The sequence below is a fragment of the Coprococcus sp. AF19-8AC genome (assembly GCF_003603115.1).
In the GTDB taxonomy this organism is placed as follows: domain Bacteria; phylum Bacillota; class Clostridia; order Lachnospirales; family Lachnospiraceae; genus Coprococcus; species Coprococcus aceti.
Window position 1 is genome coordinate 174946 of sequence record NZ_QTMI01000005.1, and the last position, 18095, is coordinate 193040.

Below are 18095 nucleotides of genomic sequence, written 5' to 3' on the forward strand. Positions count from 1 at the left end.
CCCCTATCTACCTATTCAGTATCGCATCCATATCCTGCTCCGGTGCGGTTATGGGATTTAACTGATAGTTCTCCACCAGATATTTAATCACGGTCTCGGACATAAATGCCGGAAGGGTCGGCCCGATATACATGTTGCGCACGCCCAGCGACAGCAGGGTGAGGAGGATGCATACGGCTTTCTGCTCGTACCATGACAGCACAAGGGTGAGTGGGAGATCGTTTATGCTGCAATGAAATGCATCGGCCAGAGCTAGGGCGACTTTGATTGCGCTGTAGGAGTCATTGCACTGTCCCATGTCGAGTATTCTTGGTATACCATCGATGTCACCGAGATCGAGATCATTGAAACGATACTTGCCGCAGGCGAGGGTGAGGACAAGGGTGTCCATCGGAGTCTGCTTTACGAATTCGGTGTAATAGTTGCGTCCCGGATGTGCGCCGTCGCAGCCGCCAACGAGGAAAATGTGTTTGATATGACCAGCCTTGATTGCATCTATGATCTTGCCAGCCTGTGACAGAACAGCGCTGTGTCCAAATCCGGTCGTCAGCATGTGACCGCCGTTTATGCCGCTCATGCTCCTGTCGTGTTCATAGCCGCCAAGCTTCTGTGCATGCTTGATCAGAGGGGTAAAATCTTTCTTCCCTGCTCTTGTACCTGAGATGTGAACCATGCCGTCATAACCCACGACTGATGTGGTGTATATCCTGTCCTTGTAGCTCGGCCTTGGCGGCATGAGACAGTTGGTAGTAAAGAGCACTGGTGCGGGAATATTCTCAAATTCCGTCTGTTGGCTCTGCCAGGCAGTTCCGAAGTTGCCCGCCAGATTATGGTATTTGTTAAGCTCCGGATAGCCGTGCGCAGGCAGCATCTCGCAGTGGGTATATACATTTACTCCTGTCTTTTCAGTCTGCTCAAGGAGCTGTGACAGGTCGTTCAGGTCGTGACCGGAGACCACGATAAATGGCCCTTTTTTGATGTCAACATTTACTCTCGTAGGCACAGGATTGCCAAATGATTCAGTGTTGGCTTTGTCCAGCAGCTCCATGCATTTGAAATTGACCTGGCCAAATTCCATGATGAGTTCTATCCATTCGGTGACGCTGTGCTCCCTGTTAACCTCGCATAGTCCCTTGTAGAACCACTTCAGAACCTCATTATCTGTGTAGCCGAGATTCATGGCGTGATGGGCGTATGCCGCCATACCCTTGAGTCCAAACAGCAGGGTGGAACGCAAGGACACTATATCCGTGTCACCATCCCATAGGTCGATCACCTGTATCTTTTCAGCCTCAGATCTGCTGATCTTGTTCTGCTCGTTTTTAACCCTTCCCATAAATTCTTTTATTGCATTGTCGTCAAAGTTTACATTTGTCAGGGTTGTGAAAAGACCGTCTATGATAAGTCTGTCGGCGACCGCACTGTGTTTATTCTCATTTTTTGAGAGTTCTGCAAGTTTTATAAGCTCACACACAAGCTCGTCCTGTAGATTAGATGTGGATGGCTGCTTGCCGCACACTCCAGTATTGATACATGCGGATCCCCCCGCTGTCTGCTGACACTGAAAACAAAACATATTTGACATGTACTGTATACCTCCTGAAATTATGAATCTATCTGAAAAAACTGGCGACTGCCTGGCAGTCTGTGGATTTCCTTCTAAATAGAGTATGGACAGATAGCAGAAGTTTTATACAAGGAAAAGGCGGCTCTCCATGTGACATTTGATGAGGACACAATATGGTGGAGTATTTCAAGACTGATGCGGATAAGAGATCAGATGTGATATTTTAGCAGGAAATTCAGATATTTTTGTGCATAAAAAAATCGGTGCGACGGGATTCGAACCCACGACCTCTTCGTCCCGAACGAAGCGCTCTACCAAGCTGAGCCACGCACCGATAGTGTTTATCAACACTGCCATAATAGTATAAGAAGATTCTGAAAAAAATGCAAGGAGTTTTCTAAATAAAATGCCAAGAAATATTTGCTTCCAGAAATCTTCGTGACAATCTATATTCAGAATATTCGAAAAGTTCTTTTATGAAACAGAAAATCTATCAAAGGCAGAGTAATAACCAGAAAGTAGTTGATATGAGGATAAAGCGCAGGCGGTGATGTACAGAATGAGCGCCACCTGAAATAGAAGGAGACGATATGTCATGAAGATACTTATTACTACGGACTGGTATGAACCTATTATAAATGGAGTTGTGACATCAGTTGTCAATCTGTCAAATGAACTCAAGAAAAGAAGACATGAGTTGCTATCCGGATGGTTAAAAACTTAAAAGAATATATTATTTCAAAAATACAGTTGACAACACCACAACACTAGTGTACTATTCAACTAGTACAGCGGTACAGAAGAGCTAGAAGCATACAAGGAGGAGGTGTGTGATGGAATTTAAGACGAATATCCCCATATATCTTCAGGTCATAGAGGATATAAAGCAGAAGATCATAGCGGGCACACTGCCTTTGGGATCTAAGCTTCCGTCATCAAGAGAACTTGCCATAGAATACCAGATAAATCCGAATACTGCAGCGAGGATTTACAGCGAGATGGAGTCTATGGGGTTGTCCTATACCAGACGTGGAATAGGAACATTTGTGACGGAGGATGACAAGGTCATAGACGACCTGAAAAAGGAGAGAATAGAGGAAATCATACAGAGCTTTGACGAACAGCTCACCGGTATGGGATTTTCACACGATGAGATCCTTGAGCTGCTAAAAGAACACTTCGGGAAGTAAAAATGAAATAAAAAAGAATGAAATAAGAAGGAATAAAAAAGAAGGGAAATGATACAATGTTAAAATGCGAACATCTTGTTAAGAAGTATATCACGACCACAGCCATATCTGACCTGTCACTGGAGATTGAGCCGGGACACATATATGCGCTGCTCGGTCCGAATGGAAGTGGAAAGTCAACACTTATGAAGATCATAGCCGGTCTGGTCAAGCCGGATTCAGGAACTATCACAATAGATGGAGTGCCTATGACATACAGATCCAAGAAAGATATAGCTTATATGCCAACGGAGGCATTCTTCTTCGGATATATGAACTGTAAAGACATAGGAAAGTATTACAAAGATTTCTTTGATGACTTTGACTATGACAAATACATGGGACTGCTTGCTGAGATGGAGCTGAATCCCGATCAGAAGGCGAAGAGCATGTCTTCAGGAATGCTTGCAAAGCTCAAGATAGCGGTTACTCTGTCCAGAGACAGCAGGATCGTTATGCTTGATGAGCCACTGAACGGAATAGACATCATAGCGAGGGAGAAGATCATCAGCACGATTGTCCGGAATATATCGGATGACACAGCCGTGCTCATGTCAAGCCACCTTGTGGATGAGCTTGAGAGGATCGTGGATCACGCATTCTTTATCAAGAATGGCACCTGTGTGCTTCAGGGAGATGCAGAGGAACTGCGAGTGAGCAGGGGCAAGTCGATAGTTGATATGTATAAGGAAATATATGCATAGTTAGATGAAGGAGAGATAGATATTATGTTAAAGATGATGAAATATGAATACAGACGTGGAATATTTCCACTTCTGGTGGTTATAACGGCTCTTGCGGCAGCAGAATTGCTGTTCGTGATTGGAATATTTGCAGAAAAGAATTTGTTAGCTGGACTTGGTATCACCTTCCTTGTGATGGGAGGCTGGGCTTCGTTTATGTTCGTCTTGATATATGGTGTGATAATATACAGTCAGGATCTGAAGAACAAGACTGGGTATATGGTGTTTATGACGCCAATTTCAAATTACAAGATTATCGGTGCAAAGCTGCTTTCAATCCTGCTCACCGGTGCGACACTTGTGGCCTTTCTTGGACTGCTTATAGTTGTTGATTATAACCTGCTCAAGTCACATAACGGCGGTGTAGCTGGCGTTGAGCTTGTGCTGGATGATATTCTGGGAACAAGAGGATTGTCAATAGGAAGTGTCATTGCAAATGTTGCAGGGTTCATAGTAGTAGCACTTATTCAATTCTATACAATGATCACCATAGCGTACCTCGCAGTGTCACTGTCTTCCACAGTGCTCCAGAACAAGAAGATAAAGGGCGTTGTCAGCTTTATACTTTTTGTAGCACTCTATGTGCTGGTGAGCTACATAGCATATAAGCTTCCGCACCTTGGGAAGAACGTGCAGGTGGAGACTATGCTTGACGCGATGTATAAGAATATACCGCAGCTTATTCTCTATGTTGTATGCATGATCGGCAGTTATATAGGAAGTGCGACACTGCTTACTAAGAAGATAAGCTTATAGGCGATATGCTGTAATATGAATGCGCGCGTGAAACGACAGGAGATATGAGGATGAGGAATGGTGATGTGATGAAATATTTTAGATACCTGATTACAGGAGTCTGCACAGGAGTCATAGTAGTGCTCCTTGTACCTGTGGCTGTGTGTGGGATCTGTGCATATGGTGTGTGGCGGCTGCTCAATATGGTAACAGGCGGAAATAAAGAGCCACGCAGGACGATGATAAAGCAGAATTTATAATTGCATATTTTTAATCAACAAGATAACCCGGAGTGAGAAAATGTCTCACTCCGGGTTATTGACGTTCGGGGAGGAATCATGTAGTATTTTCACTAGAGTTAGACAAGCCTAACCAAACCTATTTGTCACAAGGAGGTTTTGTATGAGTGAAAATACATGGGAGATCATGAAGGGCATGGAGCTCGGTGACGTGGAACTTCAGATGGCACTTCAATGTGCACCGGTGATAACGGGTGTCAAGGTGTCAAATCTGCTGAACATAGAACTCAGCGGATATCGTCAGATGGTGGAGATACTGAAGGACAGTGATATATGTATGTACACACTGGGAGCAACCTGTGGCAGGGTAAATGTATTTATCTACAATGCGGCAAAGCTCAGGGCATTTGTCCAGAGGGATGGTGTGCAAAGACTTATGTCTGAGCTGGGATATGAGGACATGGAGCTTTCTGAGATTCTCGCTGAGTTCCGCGGAAAATATCAGCAGTACTTAAAGAGCAGAGGAAGATTCACCTCGAAGCAACCGGCACATGAAGATCAGGCTTGTGGCGATGGAGCTTCTGGCATGGAGTGGTTCCCACACGAGATGGGCTTGTTGCTGGGATACCCGCCAGAGGATGTGGAGGGTTTTATTCGGCAAAGTGGCAGAAATGCACTTTGTTCCGGCTACTGGAAGGTGTATGAGGATGCTGAATCAAAGCGGAGAACATTTCATATATTTGAATGTGCGGAAGAGAGACTTATCCAATTTCTTTCAAATGGACTGCATATGAGAGATATCATGGGGATGTACACGGCGAGCAGAAACGCGGCGTAGGATTCAGCTGATACAGGCATAGTATCCATATAATGAGTTCTTAATTATGCAGAGCACATTGAACGAAATATATGGAAAGATGCAGATAAACACAGTTTACAGGGATGTATAGGGTAAATCTCTATAACATATAATTTCATAAGGAGGATTATTATGAGCAAAATTAATATCGTATTCTGGACACAGGGCGGAAATACACAGATGATGGCAGAGGCTATCGCGGACGGCGTGAGAGAGGCCGGAAAGGAAGCAGATGTAGTATTCGTAAGCAGCATCACGCCTGATGCTCTCAAGGATGAACCAGTATTTGCACTTGGATGCCCGGCTATGGGAGCTGAGGTTCTTGAGGAGGCTGAGATGGAGCCATTCGTTGCTGAGGTAGAGGGATTTGCGGCAGGCAAGAAGATTGCGCTCTTCGGTTCATATGGATGGGGAGATGGTGAGTGGATGCGCGACTGGGAGGCGAGAATGCAGTCAGCAGGCGCAGAACTCGTAGGCGGAGCCGGACTTATGTGCCATGAGACACCTGACGCAGAAGGCCTTGAGGAGTGTAAGGAGCTCGGACGCCAGCTGGCAAATGCCTGATTGACGGACGGCACGGACGATAAAAAATAACCATATATATGCAGTCACGTTCGGCTTCCATTGATTCGACCAGTTACATATGCATGCGGCTACGCAAACGATAAGGGCGTTGTTTGCTTCGCCTTAGCAGGTAACTGATCGAACCAATGGAGCCTTCACTACCGACTGCCATATATATGGTTCTTTTTTGTGTTGAATTTGTTCTTAGCGTCCTGCATACTGGGCGTTATGGCTGCCGTGGCGCTTAATGTGTGCTGTTATGTATGGAGCTATTGTAATATGTTTGTCCATGGCATTTCCAACTATGGCGATTCCCTTGCCCATGGTGAAGGCAGCTAGGACTGTGCCGATTCCCAGACCGTAGATATGACCGAGGATAAAACCTGTCATGGCAGCTGTCGTTGCAAGGCAGATCACATCAAACGAAATCTTAATCTTGGAATATTTTGCCGATATAATCTCAGACAGCTCTCTTGGGAAAAGGTCTGTCGGGATGATTGGAAGTCCACATCAGTCGGTCATTTTTTGCGGACAGTTCAATACATGCCTGTCTGTTTCGCTCCCTGCTCCTGCGTTTGCTCTCGTTTGATTTCTCCCTCTGTATCTTCTTGGCACAAGCAGGACAATACTTCGATATGCCAGAGCGGGGAACATATTCAACACCGCACACCGTACAATTCTTAGGCTTTAACGCAGTCCACCGCTTTGTCGGTGTGATATGTAATTCATCGACAAAGCCGATGAATTTATAGTAAATCTTGATTTCCTGCTTCACTGTTCCGTCTGCCATCTTCTCACGCTCCGAAACAAGTATCTTGTCTATGAGTGCGTTTATAACTGTTGCATCCAGTTCTTTTAAGCCTTGATAATTTCGGATAAGGGCGAGGAAGTCACGGATTCCCCGTGATTTCTCGTAGCTTTCATTAAGAGTTTCCGTCACCTCTTTCAGCCTTGCTTCAATTTCAAGCTGCTCTTTCTGGTATTTCCCCGACATCATCTCAAAATTCCGCTCGGTAATACGCTCCATGACCTTATCCTCGTAGAGAGAGGAAAACAGCCTGTCCAGTTCCGCAAGGCGTTTGTTCAGCTTCTTACGTTCTTTCTCTAATGCTTTCGCCCTGCTCTGGTCTGTTTCCGTGAGCCGCTTTTCTATGGCCCTGACCGCCTTTTCATCATTCACTGCCATATCCGCAAAACAGTTGATGTCGGCAAGAACGGCATTGAATAAATCCCTTGCTTCTATATTGTGGGCACTACACTCGCTTCTTCCGTTTCTTGCATAATTATTACATGAATACTGTACACAGTCGATAATCTCTGGGCGTTTCCTCCTGTGTACGTTCATTGCCCGCAGAGCACATCCGCAGTCCACACACTTGATAACGCCTGCAAAAATATTTACAAATCCTCCCTTGTTCTGTGGAAGCCTACGACTTGTAATAAGCTGTTGGACAATATCAAATTCCTCCTGCGTGACTATTCCCTCATGGGTATTGGGTATCACTTCCCATTCTTCGGGCAGCTTAGAGGGGCGTTTCTTGCTTTTCATATTGGCGGCAATCCGTTTGTAGCCTACAAGATTTCCCGCATATATCGGGCTTCTTAAAATGCTCCTCACGCTGTTCCCACTCCAAATATAGCGTTTGTCCTCGTTCCCCTCAAAATGACGTTCAAAGCCTGTTTCGCCACGCTCCGCCGCATAAGCGGCAGGGCGTAGGATATGCTGTTTATTAAGATGTCTGCAAATTTTGGCAACTCCATTCCCTTTTAATGCAAGGTCGAATATCTCTTTTACAACATGTGCCACTTTATCATCTATCAGCAGATGGTTGTGGTCGGCAGGGTCTTTGATATAGCCATAAGGGGCGGTAGTTCCCATGAATTTCCCCTGTTGAAACCTCGCCCGATATGCCGATTTTATCTTAACAGATATGTCAGCGGCATACATTTCGTTTAAAATGTTGCGGAAAGGCGTGATGTCCATAGCAGATTTATTCAAGGTATCTACGCCGTCATTGACCGCTATATACCTCACGTTATGCTCTGGGAAGAAAACTTCCAGATATAACCCACAATCAAGATAGTTTCTCCCCAGACGGGATAAATCTTTCGTAATCACGCAGTTTATCAGACCGCTTTCAATGTCTTTTATCATATTCTGGAAACTTGGTCTTTGGAAATTTGTACCAGAATAACCATCGTCCACATACGTTTTTGCTATGTGCCATCCCTGCTTTTTCACATAATCCGTGAGGATGGATTTCTGTGTCGCAATGCTCGCACTCTCGTTATCCGTACCATCGTCTTTAGATAAGCGGCAATAAATGCCGACTAAATAGATTTTCTTTTCTTCTTTGATTCCTGCCATACTGTAAAACCTCCGTATCTGTCCTATCTGTTTTCATGTCCCATTGCGTACATTCTAAGCGGACAGCCCCTCATTGTCGAAGGTGTCGCCCTCGGCAATCTTCTTCCGAATATCCTCGGAGATAATCGGGACAAACGCTTCTGTAACGGTCTGTGTGCCGACATATTCACGGCTGATTATCATCTGCACTGGTGCTTTTGGCACGATACGCTTTCTCTTTTTATCTGCTTTCTTATCCTCGCCCATACTTAAATCTTCCTTTCCAGACAGGGCAGGGAAGAGTTTGGAAATGTCCCCGCCCTGCCAATCAGATACCATTAATCCTCGCTGTTTAATTCTTTCTGTAATGCTTTAAGGAGTGCCGCCGCTTCATCAGCGTTCAGCGTGATTCCCTTGCCGCACTTTTCACGGTTCGGGGAAAAGCTGCGGATGTCATACTTCGGCTCTTTCCCATTCCATGAAATGAGATTGATTTCCTTTGTGTAGCCACTGTCGCCCGTAGACAATACTGCGATTTCCTTTACGATTTCATACTGGATTTCTCTCATTCTCCATACCTCAACTCTCTGTATTTACTTCCCGAAAAAAGAAGATTAGCGGCTGTCACGGTTGCGTTTCCTCTGCAACTCACGCTCCAAAAGTTTGATGATGGTTTCCTCCATCTGCTTCGGCGTTGTGTTCTTCGGAAAGTATTTTTTCAGCTTGCTTGTGTTGATTTTCAAGGTTTCTTTCTGGTTGCCCTTTTCCTCCGTCATAATCGCAAATATCGTATCCATGTCAAGCCGCCCGCTCTGGCTTAACTGTTTCATCCGCTGTGCCTGTGAGAGTGAGGGCGTTGCTTCTTCGCTCTCCATCGTGGCAAAGAGGTTTTCCTGCTCGTCTTTCTTCAAGAAGGACAGTTCCACCGCAGGCGTGAGGGCGATTTTCCCCTCGTCCACCATCTGCAAAATCGGCGGTATCAGTTCCGTCAGGCGGATAAAACGCTGCACGGTCATCCTGCCCACGCCGAAGCCCTGTGCCACCTTGTCGTCCGTCCGCAACTTCGTCACAACTTGTGACGAGGTTAAGTCTGTGCGGAAACCCTGCCGCTTCATGGCTTCGGATTTCATCTTGTAAGCAAACGCCCGCTCCGATGGCAGGATATTCTCACGCTGCAAATTGCTGTCTACAAGGGTGATGATGGCTCGGTCACGGTCTAAGGGCAGGACAAACGCAGGCACGGTATTTATCCCTGCAAGTTCAGAAGCACGGACACGCCGCTGTCCTGCAATCACTTCATAACCGTCCCCGTCCTCTTTCGGGCGTGTGATTATCGGCGTGACAATGCCAAATTCCTTGATGCTTTCCGCTAACTCTGACAGTGTTTCATCTTCTGCCACATGAAACGGATTGTCGGGGAACGGGTACAAGTCTTTGGTCTTTAACACCTTAAAATCCTGTTTCTTCATTCACATATCTACCTTTCTTTCGCTCTGCTTCTATGATTTTTCTGCAATTCTTCCAACACTTCGGGCGGTATTTTTGACAGCAGCCGCCCCATCTGCTCGTTGGTTCTCTGCAATTCAAATATCTTCTGATTCGCTTTCTGCACCTTTAGTTCCTGCTCGTACTTTTCATCACGCATACGCCCCGCATAGTCTGATTCCTGCCCAATTCTCTCTTTCAAACTGTCGATATACGCCTGCTGTTTCCCGATTTCCTTAGAGAATTTCTCCACGTCTGGCAGCCATGCAGAGAGTAAATCTAACGCTTTATCCCTTTTCTTCCCTGCGTTAAAGGCGTTGATGTCGGATAGGGCAGACACGATTTCTTCATACTGTTTATCAAGCCTGCCGCCTAATTTATAGAGCCATGTGGGGACGTGTTTCCGCTTGGTTTCCATTGAGGACTGCCCCCGTTCAAGCTGATTCCACCGTGAGGACATCCGCTCATGGTAGGCGGTCTGCCACTCGGATAATGATTTCTGGTTGCCTAAGATAGCTTTCGCTGACAGCTTATTGTCTGGCGTAATCGGCACAAAGCAGAGGTGCATATGGGGCGTTCTCTCGTCCATATGGACGACAGCGGAGAGGATATTCTGCTTTCCAACACGCTCCGAAATGAAGTCAAGAGCCGTCTGGAAATACGCTTTTTGTTCTTCGGGCGGTAACTGGTTCATAAATTCTGGTGAAGCTGTGATGAGCGTTTCCACCATCATCACGCTGTCTTTCCTTGTCCTGCACCCCGCTTCGGCTACCATGCGGTTAATCTCTTTCTTGTAGGTGTACTTTGGTGGTGCTATGAGATGGTAATTGTTTTTAGAGCGTTCCATATCTATATCTGGGTTGCTTTTGTAGGCTTCTTTCTTCCGCTCGTTGTGGCGTTCACAAGCCGCAACGCCGCCCGCTTTTCGTTTCTGGAAACGCAGGATTGCATAAGGCATAGGCGGATTCCTCCTTTCTTTCGGCGGGTGACCGTCCTTTGGGGTGACAGCGGTGACGGTGGTGACAGCAGTTTTGGGATACCCCCTGCCGACTGCCGCAACTGTCACCCTCACCCCCTGCATGACGGTCATGTCGATGATGACGGTGTTTTTGGGATACCCCCCTCGCAAGAGCCGTCACCGTCATGCCGCCATTCTTTTATCCGAAGCCGTAAGGCGTAGGATAGCAGGGCACAGCCCTGCCTTAAGGGAGTCCAGAGGGAACGTCTGGCACACGACTTTGCAGGGCAAAGTGTAGTGTGTTACACCCTGTAAACGCAGTCGGAAAAATCGGAATGATTTTTCTGACCGCAGGGGTGGTTTTACACGACCGAAAAGGGCGAGTAAATCTCACGCCTGCATTTTGCGTTTACGGGGTGTTCTCCCGTAGGGATGACAGCGGCAGGGTATCCTAAAATCACTGTCACCACCGTCACTGCTGTCACCCGCAGGGCAGAGCCGCCAGCTTTACATGGCTTTAAGCGTCAATGACAGTAACAGGGGGGTATCCTAATATCGCTGTCACCACCATCACCGCTGTCACCCGCCCTCCTTGCAAGGGCAATCCGCCTGCCGTCTTTCCTGCGGCTGTACTGGTAGCAGATACGGTTCTCGCTTAAAAATGTGGTGCGGTATTCATTCAGCCATTTCGTAATCACCGTGGGTATGGTTTCCGTTTCCCCCATAGCGGCTAACAGTTCCGTTGCCGTGCCTATCCATTCTTCCTTATCCCTCATAAAATCCACCAACCGAAAAAGGACATCTGGTATCGTTTCTTTCGCAAGCTGCTCCTGCGTTTTCCGCTCCACAAGCTCCCAACGGCAATCACGGAAACGCAGCGTGTATTCCTGATAAGGCGTGTCCCTGCCCGTCACATACAGCTTGGCGGTGTCAGACGCACGTTTCTCCTTTTCCAGAACAAAGGTAGCGTCCGCACTCCCCGTTAATCCTGTCGTCCCAGACACCTTGTTGAACACGTCGCTGTCATTCTGCTTTCGGATGTGGTGTACGACAATGACCGCCAGAGAGTGCCTGTCGGCAAAGTCTTTGATGAGGGAGATGTCCCCATAGTCGCTTGCATAGGCATTGTCTTTTGAAGCTGTACGGACTTTCTGCAAGGTATCAATGACAATGAGCCTGCTGTCTGGGTAATCTTTCAGATAATCTTCAAGCTGCACGATAAGACCGTCTGACAGCTTGCAGCTTGCCACGGCAAAGTGGAGCCGCCCGCTTGCTTCGTCCGTCAAACGAAATAACCTGTCCTGTATGCGGCAGAACGTGTCCTCAAGGCAGAGGTAAAGCACATCGCCCTCCATTGTCGGCATATCCCATAAAGGGATTCCCTGCGACACGCATAAGCATAGCTTCAGCATGAGCCAGCTTTTGCCTATCTTCTGTGAGCCGCAGAACAGCGATAAGCCTGTCGGGATAAGGCTGTCCACCACAAAGGATGGTTTCTCAAGCGGTTCATAAAGGAGCGTTTCGGCGTTGACTGTCTGTAACTTCTGCATGGCTTTCCTCCTTTCGGGCGGTGTCTTTGTTTTCGTTGCACATAGGCGTTGACCTCCTTAAAAATAGATTTACTCCCACGGAAAAAAGTGAGAGTATGTAATGCCGCCAATCCCACACAAATAAAAAACAGATTTCTTTTTCGGGCGGTGTCGGTCACGGTTGGAGATATTTCTTCAATTTCCGCCTTTACTTTCTCCTTTGCAATCGCAACAGATTTCTGTATTGCCGAAGCGGTGCAATGCTCCATAGCGGCGATTTGGTAAAAATTGAACTCATACTCGTAGTAGAGCAGGAAACGCCGCCTTTGTATCTCTGGAAGGCTCCCAACCGCCTTATAGAGCGTTTCATTCCGTTCTTCCTCAACCATGCGTTCATCAAGGCTCTTAGGCACACGCAACGCCCGTCTGTAAAGGGTTTCGTCCCATACCTCGTTAAACTCCCTGTGCCGCTCGTCCCATTAGAAAAGATTCCTGTTCCTGCGCTCCATCTGCCGAAACTCCATAAAGAACTGTTCCGACACTTCCAACTCGTGGGATTTGCCCTGCCCGTCCTTAAAGCTGATAAAATACCTTGTGCCGCTTTCCGTGGATTCCTCCCGAAGCGTGTACGCCTTAACTCTGTATGCCATCCCGCTTGCCTCCTGCAAAAAATAAGTGAGGGGATTTCCATCCCTCACCCAGTAGCCCGCAGGACGGCAGGCTGTTTTAGACGCTATAAAATTTTCGTAGCTTCTTCCGCAGATGGTCTAACCTCGCATAGATGGCACCAGTCGTCAAATGCACGAGCGGGGCAATCTCCTTTGTGGAATACCCCTGCATTTTCAGCAGGACGATTTTCAAGGTACGCCCGTCCACCGCGACTAATACTTGATAGAGATTTTCGCTCTCAATCTCGTCCAGTAACTCCGCAACCGTACCCACTTCCGTCTGCCGCTCCCTGTCTGCCATGTCCTCAAGGTATTCCGCAATGTCATTCGTCCATCGGTAAAACCGCCTGTTGGAATTGAAGTCTGCCCTGTCCGCAATGCGTATCTGCTCAATGGTCGCTTCATCAACGCCGCACTCACGCAGCAGCTTTTCCTCCGCTTCTTTCCAGATACGCCATTTCCTGTCCTCCCGTCCGTGGTTATATGCCATGCTTCTTTTCCTCCAATCAGAATTGATTGAGAGGGCAGAGAAAAACCCCCTCATTTTCCCAAAGGAAAAAACAAGGGGGCTGAACGCCTTAAATTTTAATTTTCTATTATCTTTCTTAGTTTTCTTAGGATTCTGGCTTTGCGTTTGTTCACAACGCTCTGGGTTATGCCGAACCTCGCCCCGACTTCACGCTCAGAAAGTCCGTCAAAAAAGATTGCCTGTATCAATTCCTGTTCACTATCCGACAGCAAAGGCAGGGCGGCTTTCAGCCTGTCCACCATAACCGCATTGACAACGGTTTCCGCAATGTCTGCCGCTTCATCAGCGATAAAGTCTAAAGGCTTCCCCTCGCTGTCCGTAAATCCATCCAGAGAAAGCAGGCTGTTCTTCGTATCTAATTTTTTCAGATAACGCCACCGTTCCTTATCTCGGTAGAAGTCCGTGTATTGCTCCCTCACGACTTCAAGCAGACAGCCTTGAATGGGGATAAACAGCTTGTCCATATAGGTCTGGTCGGATTCCCTGCGGCGGCAGAAATCCGTATAGGACAGTTCCACATATCTGCCGCTTTCCTTGATATATACCTTTCTCGGTGCGTATTTCACTGTAAGTACCTCCCATCTGAATTTTTGAAATGTTCAAAATCCAGATGGAGAGGTGGCGAACGACACCTAACACCACTAATAGCCCTATGGCACTTTCCAACAAAAATCGACAAAAGAAAAACCGCAAAGGCTCTATGACCTTTACGGTTATGGGAAATATTAATTCTGTTGTATGGAGATTGTACTTCTACATTCAAGGCAGGAAGTGCCGTTGCATAGGCAGAAATTTTTTTAACTGGTTTCCTGCCGTTCTCTGATATGCTATGTATTGATAAATTTTGCTTCGTATGAGCAGATAGATAACTGCCCGAAAAAAGGACATAAAAAAATCCCTCCAAATTTAAAAACAAATTCAGAGGGTAATTTAGGGTATAACAAAATAACCCACCCGAATATCGTTTTTTTTATTTGGTGAGTTTGTTCTTTCAAATACGAAACAAATGCTCATGTACGGTAAAGTATCACAAGAAAATTATGTCGAATTGACAGCCGCCTCCGCTATACCGAATAAGGAAATAAAGAGTCCTCAAATTTTGCGCTACTAAATGAAGACGAGCGGAAGTAATCTCCCGCTCGTCAGTAAACTTAACTATGCCATATCAATCCCGCTTCTTTCCCGCCACCGGCACTAAGAACAGCGCGGGCAACAGCAGGAAAGCGGTACAGACCAGCCCCCAGGGTATGGACACCTGCTGGGCTACCAGCCCCACAATAGGCCCGCCGATGATCTGCCCGAAAGAGTCCAGCTGTCCGCTGGTGGAAAAGACTGTGGCGCGCATTTTCTCATCCACTTGGTCGTTCATCCAGGCGGCCAGCACAGGCTCCTTGATGGTGCGCATAAGCCCCGCCAGCAGGAACACCAACAACATGAACCAAAAGCTCCGCCCCACCGCGAAGAGAACCAGGAACAGGATATACCCGGCGCTGGTGGACATGACCACACTGGTTCGGCTGACAGTCCCTTTTTTCTCCATGCGGGCGATGAGCAACTGAGAAGCCAGAATACCTAAGCCGTTGCCGATAAGACTGATAACACCGAACCAAGTGACGCTGTTCAGCGGCCCGATAACGGGTATTACCGTGTCATCCAGAAAATGAGCGGTGGAGAGCCGGTCAAAGCCTTCACTGGCAAGTCCCCCGCATAGTGTGATTGCTAAGAGCGCCAGCAACACAGGTGCGCCTTTCACAAAGCCCAGGTTGAGCTTGAACAGGCAGACAAAGTCTTTAAGCAAGCCCTGCCGTTCCTCAATAGCAGGGGAGAAGTTGGTTTCTGGCATGATGCGAACCATCACCAGCCCCAACAACAAGCACAAACTGCCCCCCAAGATGAGAGGCATTTGCAGGTTTATGTTTCCCAGCAGTGTGCCCAGCACCACGCCCAGAACGCCGCCGATTTGCCCCATTTGACTGCCCCGCAGGAACACCTTGTCTATGGGTTTGTCCTCTTCCTCCGAGGCAATCCACGCCTCCAGAGCGCCGGTGATGAAGGTATCACCGCAACCCCAGACAACCTGGGCCAGCAGAACCGGCGCGAACCACGGTAGCGCACCCTCCATCAGAAAGCCCAGGCCGTAGAGGAACATTCCAATCAGCACCGAGCGCCGACGGCTATACAAATCCGCCACCACACCGGTGGGCATCTCGAACAGAAAGCAGGAGGTCTCCTGAACCGTCCCTACCAGGACAAGCTGGAAAGCATCCAGCTGCACCACCTCCAGGTGGTACACGATGGAAAGCACTGTGGACATAGAAACCGCCAGGGAACAGACAAATCGGAACAGCAGGTAGACAGAATATGCCTTTGAATTTTTAGCAAACATGAAGTTACATTCTCCTTTCAAATCTCATTTTATATGACTTTTGCAAGCTGTTAAGCTAACTTGTGGAACATATGCCGAACCTTATCTATACGGCTATTCGGGCGGCGGGGTTGGCAAATAAATTTACCAATAGCTGGCTGGTATCCTTTTAACTCTGTCAAGCAGACTCCCTGCCCATTTGTGAAATAAGTTAAATCGTTCCTGTATTCTTGAATACATCTAGCAGGGATTTCTCCTTTCAGAATGACCTCGTCATTCTTTATCTGAGTACTTACAATATCTGCACAATACCTTGGAGCATCATGATACGCCCGTGAGAGATATTCCTGCGGTGCATAAATTTCAAAGTGGAGATATGGCTCTAATAGTTCTGTCCCTGCTTTTTTTAAAGCCTGCTCCAATACGATAGGGGAAAGCAGCCGAAAGTCTGCGGGGGTACTTACAGGACTATAATACAATCCATATTCAAAACAGATTTTACAGTCTGTCACTTTCCATCCATACAGCCCCTGCTCGCAGCCATAAAGAACCCCCTCCATAACCGCATTTTGGAACGATTGATTTAAATATCCAAGTGAAACTCTGCTTTCATACTGCACTCCGCTTCCAATAGGGAGCGGCTCTATGGACAACCCGACAGAAGCCCAGAAAGGATTTGGCGGGACTTCTATGTGGATGGTATATTCTGCTTTTCTAAGCGGTCTTTCCATATATATAACAGTAGGCTCTTTTATTTCTGCCTCCACATGATATTTTTCCTCAAGGATGGCACAAATGACTTCCATCTGCACTTTCCCCAAAAAAGAAAGTATAATCTCATGCGTTGTAGTATCCACATAATATTTTAAAAGAGGGTCGCCATCTGAAATTTCTGTAAGTGCCCCAAGCAATATTTCCCGCTGTTCAGGTTTCTTTACTGCAATCGTTGTTTGGAGCATAGGGAGAGGATTTTCAATAAATTTTCTCTGCGGCAACAGCATTTCGTTCCCCAAAATACTGTTTAGCTGCAAAACATCATTTGGTAAAATTACAATATCACCAGAGCAGGCTGTATCGGATGGATATAATTCACCGTTTGTCGGAACACACATCTCTGTGATTTTTATTTTCTCTTTTTCAGATATTCTAATAACATCCCTCAAATGCAATGTTCCGCTATATATACGCACATAAACAAAACGCCGCCTTTTCTCTGAATATTCAATCTTAAAAACCTGCCCGCATAATTCAGATTGACCTTCAGGCGTTGATGAATAAAATTTACTGGCAATCACTTCTATAAGCTGCCGAATCCCCAGATTGTTTTTAGCGCTTCCGTGATAAACGGGAAATAACGTTCCGTTTTGGAATCTCCTGTTTTCTTCCTGTTCCAGTTCTGACATTTTAAACGGTTTCCCTGACATATATTTCTCTAATAGTTCATCGTTTCCCATAATTACCGCATCCCACTGTTCCATATCGTCATTGTCCGTTACATTTATATGGGGATGCTGCCCAACCTTTTGCTTCACTATAATTTCCGAAGAAAGCTTTGCTTTCATTTCCCGATATACCATTGGCAAATCAATCCCCTCTTGGTCAATTTTATTGATGAAAAAGATTGTCGGAATCTTCATTGTCTGTAGTGCATGAAACAGTATACGGGTCTGTGCCTGTATGCCATCCTTTGCAGAAACTAATAATACTGCTCCGTCTAAAACGGATAAAGAACGGTATACTTCCGCCAAAAAATCCATATGGCCTGGCGTATCTATAATGTTGACTTTTACATCCTCCCACTGAAAAGATGTCACTGCTGTCTGGATAGTGATTCCCCTTTGACGCTCCAAATTCATTGTATCTGTCCTTGTTGTGCCTTCATCTACGCTCCCTAGTTCTGCAATTGCACCACTGGTATATAATAAACTTTCCGTTAATGTTGTCTTTCCTGCGTCAACGTGAGCCAGAATGCCTAAGTTAATTATTTTCATGTGATTTTCCTCCTATCAACACCCAAAAAAGGGCATAAAAATACCCAGTGATAAATACTCCTATCACTGGGTAAATAACTCCAATAGCCCCAAAACACTTATATGTTTTCGGGCATATAAAATTACATGATAAAAGTATTCTTAAACTGGGTACAAAAAACTAAGCCCCATATTAAAAGTGAAACGGGACTGCTACTTTTTGTTCCCACTATCAAATTGACAGTTTATTTAAGAATACCTTGCCGCATATTTATTAACTCCTTGTATAATACTGAATCTAATTATAT

General features: G+C 46.4%; 17 protein-coding genes, 1 tRNA gene and 3 pseudogenes. 7 read left to right on the plus strand and 14 right to left on the minus strand.

The genetic code is table 11. The annotated features are described in order from the left end of the window. Positions 1–7: 7 nt before the first annotated feature. Both hcp and DWX57_RS12405 read right to left on the minus strand, forming a co-directional pair. Positions 8–1576: a hydroxylamine reductase gene (gene hcp, locus DWX57_RS12400; protein ID WP_334295119.1), complete on the minus strand. Its 1569-nt coding sequence runs from the start codon at positions 1574–1576 to the stop codon at positions 8–10. A gap of 251 nt (positions 1577–1827) precedes the next feature. Beyond that, a tRNA-Pro gene (locus tag DWX57_RS12405) sits at positions 1828–1901 on the minus strand. Between the two features lie 261 nt (positions 1902–2162). Here DWX57_RS12405 and DWX57_RS14565 point away from each other — a divergent pair. The 7 genes from DWX57_RS14565 to DWX57_RS12435 all read left to right on the plus strand — a co-directional run bounded on the left by DWX57_RS14565 (position 2163) and on the right by DWX57_RS12435 (position 5936). Then, complete coding sequence (locus tag DWX57_RS14565; RefSeq protein WP_279230026.1) at positions 2163–2291, plus strand: hypothetical protein; 129 nt, start codon at positions 2163–2165, stop codon at positions 2289–2291. A 109-nt stretch (positions 2292–2400) separates the two neighbouring features. After that, entirely contained in the window at positions 2401–2757 is a 357-nt protein-coding gene (locus tag DWX57_RS12410; protein ID WP_120124503.1) for a GntR family transcriptional regulator, read from the plus strand. A gap of 56 nt (positions 2758–2813) precedes the next feature. Beyond that, positions 2814–3500, plus strand: a complete 687-nt coding sequence (locus DWX57_RS12415) for an ABC transporter ATP-binding protein (protein WP_004849959.1) — start codon at positions 2814–2816, stop codon at positions 3498–3500. 24 nt (positions 3501–3524) lie between these two features. Beyond that, entirely contained in the window at positions 3525–4295 is a 771-nt protein-coding gene (locus DWX57_RS12420; RefSeq protein WP_120124506.1) for an ABC transporter permease, read from the plus strand. A 50-nt stretch (positions 4296–4345) separates the two neighbouring features. Continuing rightward, positions 4346–4534, plus strand: coding sequence for a hypothetical protein (locus tag DWX57_RS12425; protein ID WP_117550829.1), 189 nt, complete (start codon positions 4346–4348; stop codon positions 4532–4534). A gap of 142 nt (positions 4535–4676) precedes the next feature. Next, positions 4677–5351, plus strand: coding sequence for a DUF3793 family protein (locus tag DWX57_RS12430; protein WP_120124509.1), 675 nt, complete (start codon positions 4677–4679; stop codon positions 5349–5351). Positions 5352–5504: 153 nt separating this feature from the next. Continuing rightward, complete coding sequence (locus DWX57_RS12435) at positions 5505–5936, plus strand: flavodoxin (RefSeq protein WP_120124511.1); 432 nt, start codon at positions 5505–5507, stop codon at positions 5934–5936. Positions 5937–6140: 204 nt separating this feature from the next. Here DWX57_RS12435 and DWX57_RS13990 read toward each other — a convergent pair. The 12 genes and pseudogenes from DWX57_RS13990 to tet(O) all read right to left on the minus strand — a co-directional run. Further along, positions 6141–6446 (minus strand): annotated as a pseudogene (locus tag DWX57_RS13990) (DUF6198 family protein); the annotation flags it as partial. Continuing rightward, positions 6397–8304: a recombinase family protein gene (locus DWX57_RS12440; protein ID WP_207666526.1), complete on the minus strand. Its 1908-nt coding sequence runs from the start codon at positions 8302–8304 to the stop codon at positions 6397–6399. The pseudogene DWX57_RS13990 and the gene DWX57_RS12440, both read right to left, overlap by 50 nt. A 54-nt stretch (positions 8305–8358) precedes the next feature. Next, entirely contained in the window at positions 8359–8550 is a 192-nt protein-coding gene (locus tag DWX57_RS12445; protein ID WP_001820669.1) for a hypothetical protein, read from the minus strand. Positions 8551–8621: 71 nt separating this feature from the next. Continuing rightward, positions 8622–8852, minus strand: coding sequence for a YdbC family protein (locus tag DWX57_RS12450; RefSeq protein ID WP_001206986.1), 231 nt, complete (start codon positions 8850–8852; stop codon positions 8622–8624). A 45-nt stretch (positions 8853–8897) separates the two neighbouring features. Then, on the minus strand, positions 8898–9752 hold the full coding sequence (locus DWX57_RS12455; RefSeq protein WP_000743700.1) for a ParB/RepB/Spo0J family partition protein: 855 nt from the start codon (positions 9750–9752) through the stop codon (positions 8898–8900). A gap of 8 nt (positions 9753–9760) precedes the next feature. Next, on the minus strand, positions 9761–10726 hold the full coding sequence (gene mobV, locus DWX57_RS12460; RefSeq protein ID WP_001820668.1) for a MobV family relaxase: 966 nt from the start codon (positions 10724–10726) through the stop codon (positions 9761–9763). Between the two features lie 517 nt (positions 10727–11243). Continuing rightward, a pseudogene (locus DWX57_RS12465) lies at positions 11244–12276 on the minus strand (AAA family ATPase). Positions 12277–12430: 154 nt separating this feature from the next. Further along, positions 12431–12905: pseudogene (locus DWX57_RS12470) on the minus strand (RNA polymerase sigma factor). Positions 12906–12981: 76 nt separating this feature from the next. Continuing rightward, the gene (locus tag DWX57_RS12475) at positions 12982–13413 is read right to left on the minus strand and encodes a sigma-70 family RNA polymerase sigma factor (protein ID WP_002596253.1); all 432 of its coding nucleotides are present in this window, start codon (positions 13411–13413) and stop codon (positions 12982–12984) included. A gap of 95 nt (positions 13414–13508) precedes the next feature. Continuing rightward, a complete protein-coding gene (locus DWX57_RS12480; RefSeq protein ID WP_002596252.1) occupies positions 13509–14018 on the minus strand; it encodes a sigma-70 family RNA polymerase sigma factor in 510 nt (169 codons plus the stop codon). A gap of 599 nt (positions 14019–14617) precedes the next feature. Further along, positions 14618–15838, minus strand: coding sequence for a tetracycline efflux MFS transporter Tet(40) (gene tet(40), locus DWX57_RS12490; protein ID WP_109215034.1), 1221 nt, complete (start codon positions 15836–15838; stop codon positions 14618–14620). A gap of 50 nt (positions 15839–15888) precedes the next feature. Beyond that, on the minus strand, positions 15889–17808 hold the full coding sequence (gene tet(O), locus DWX57_RS12495) for a tetracycline resistance ribosomal protection protein Tet(O) (protein WP_120124514.1): 1920 nt from the start codon (positions 17806–17808) through the stop codon (positions 15889–15891). Positions 17809–18095 lie beyond the last annotated feature (287 nt).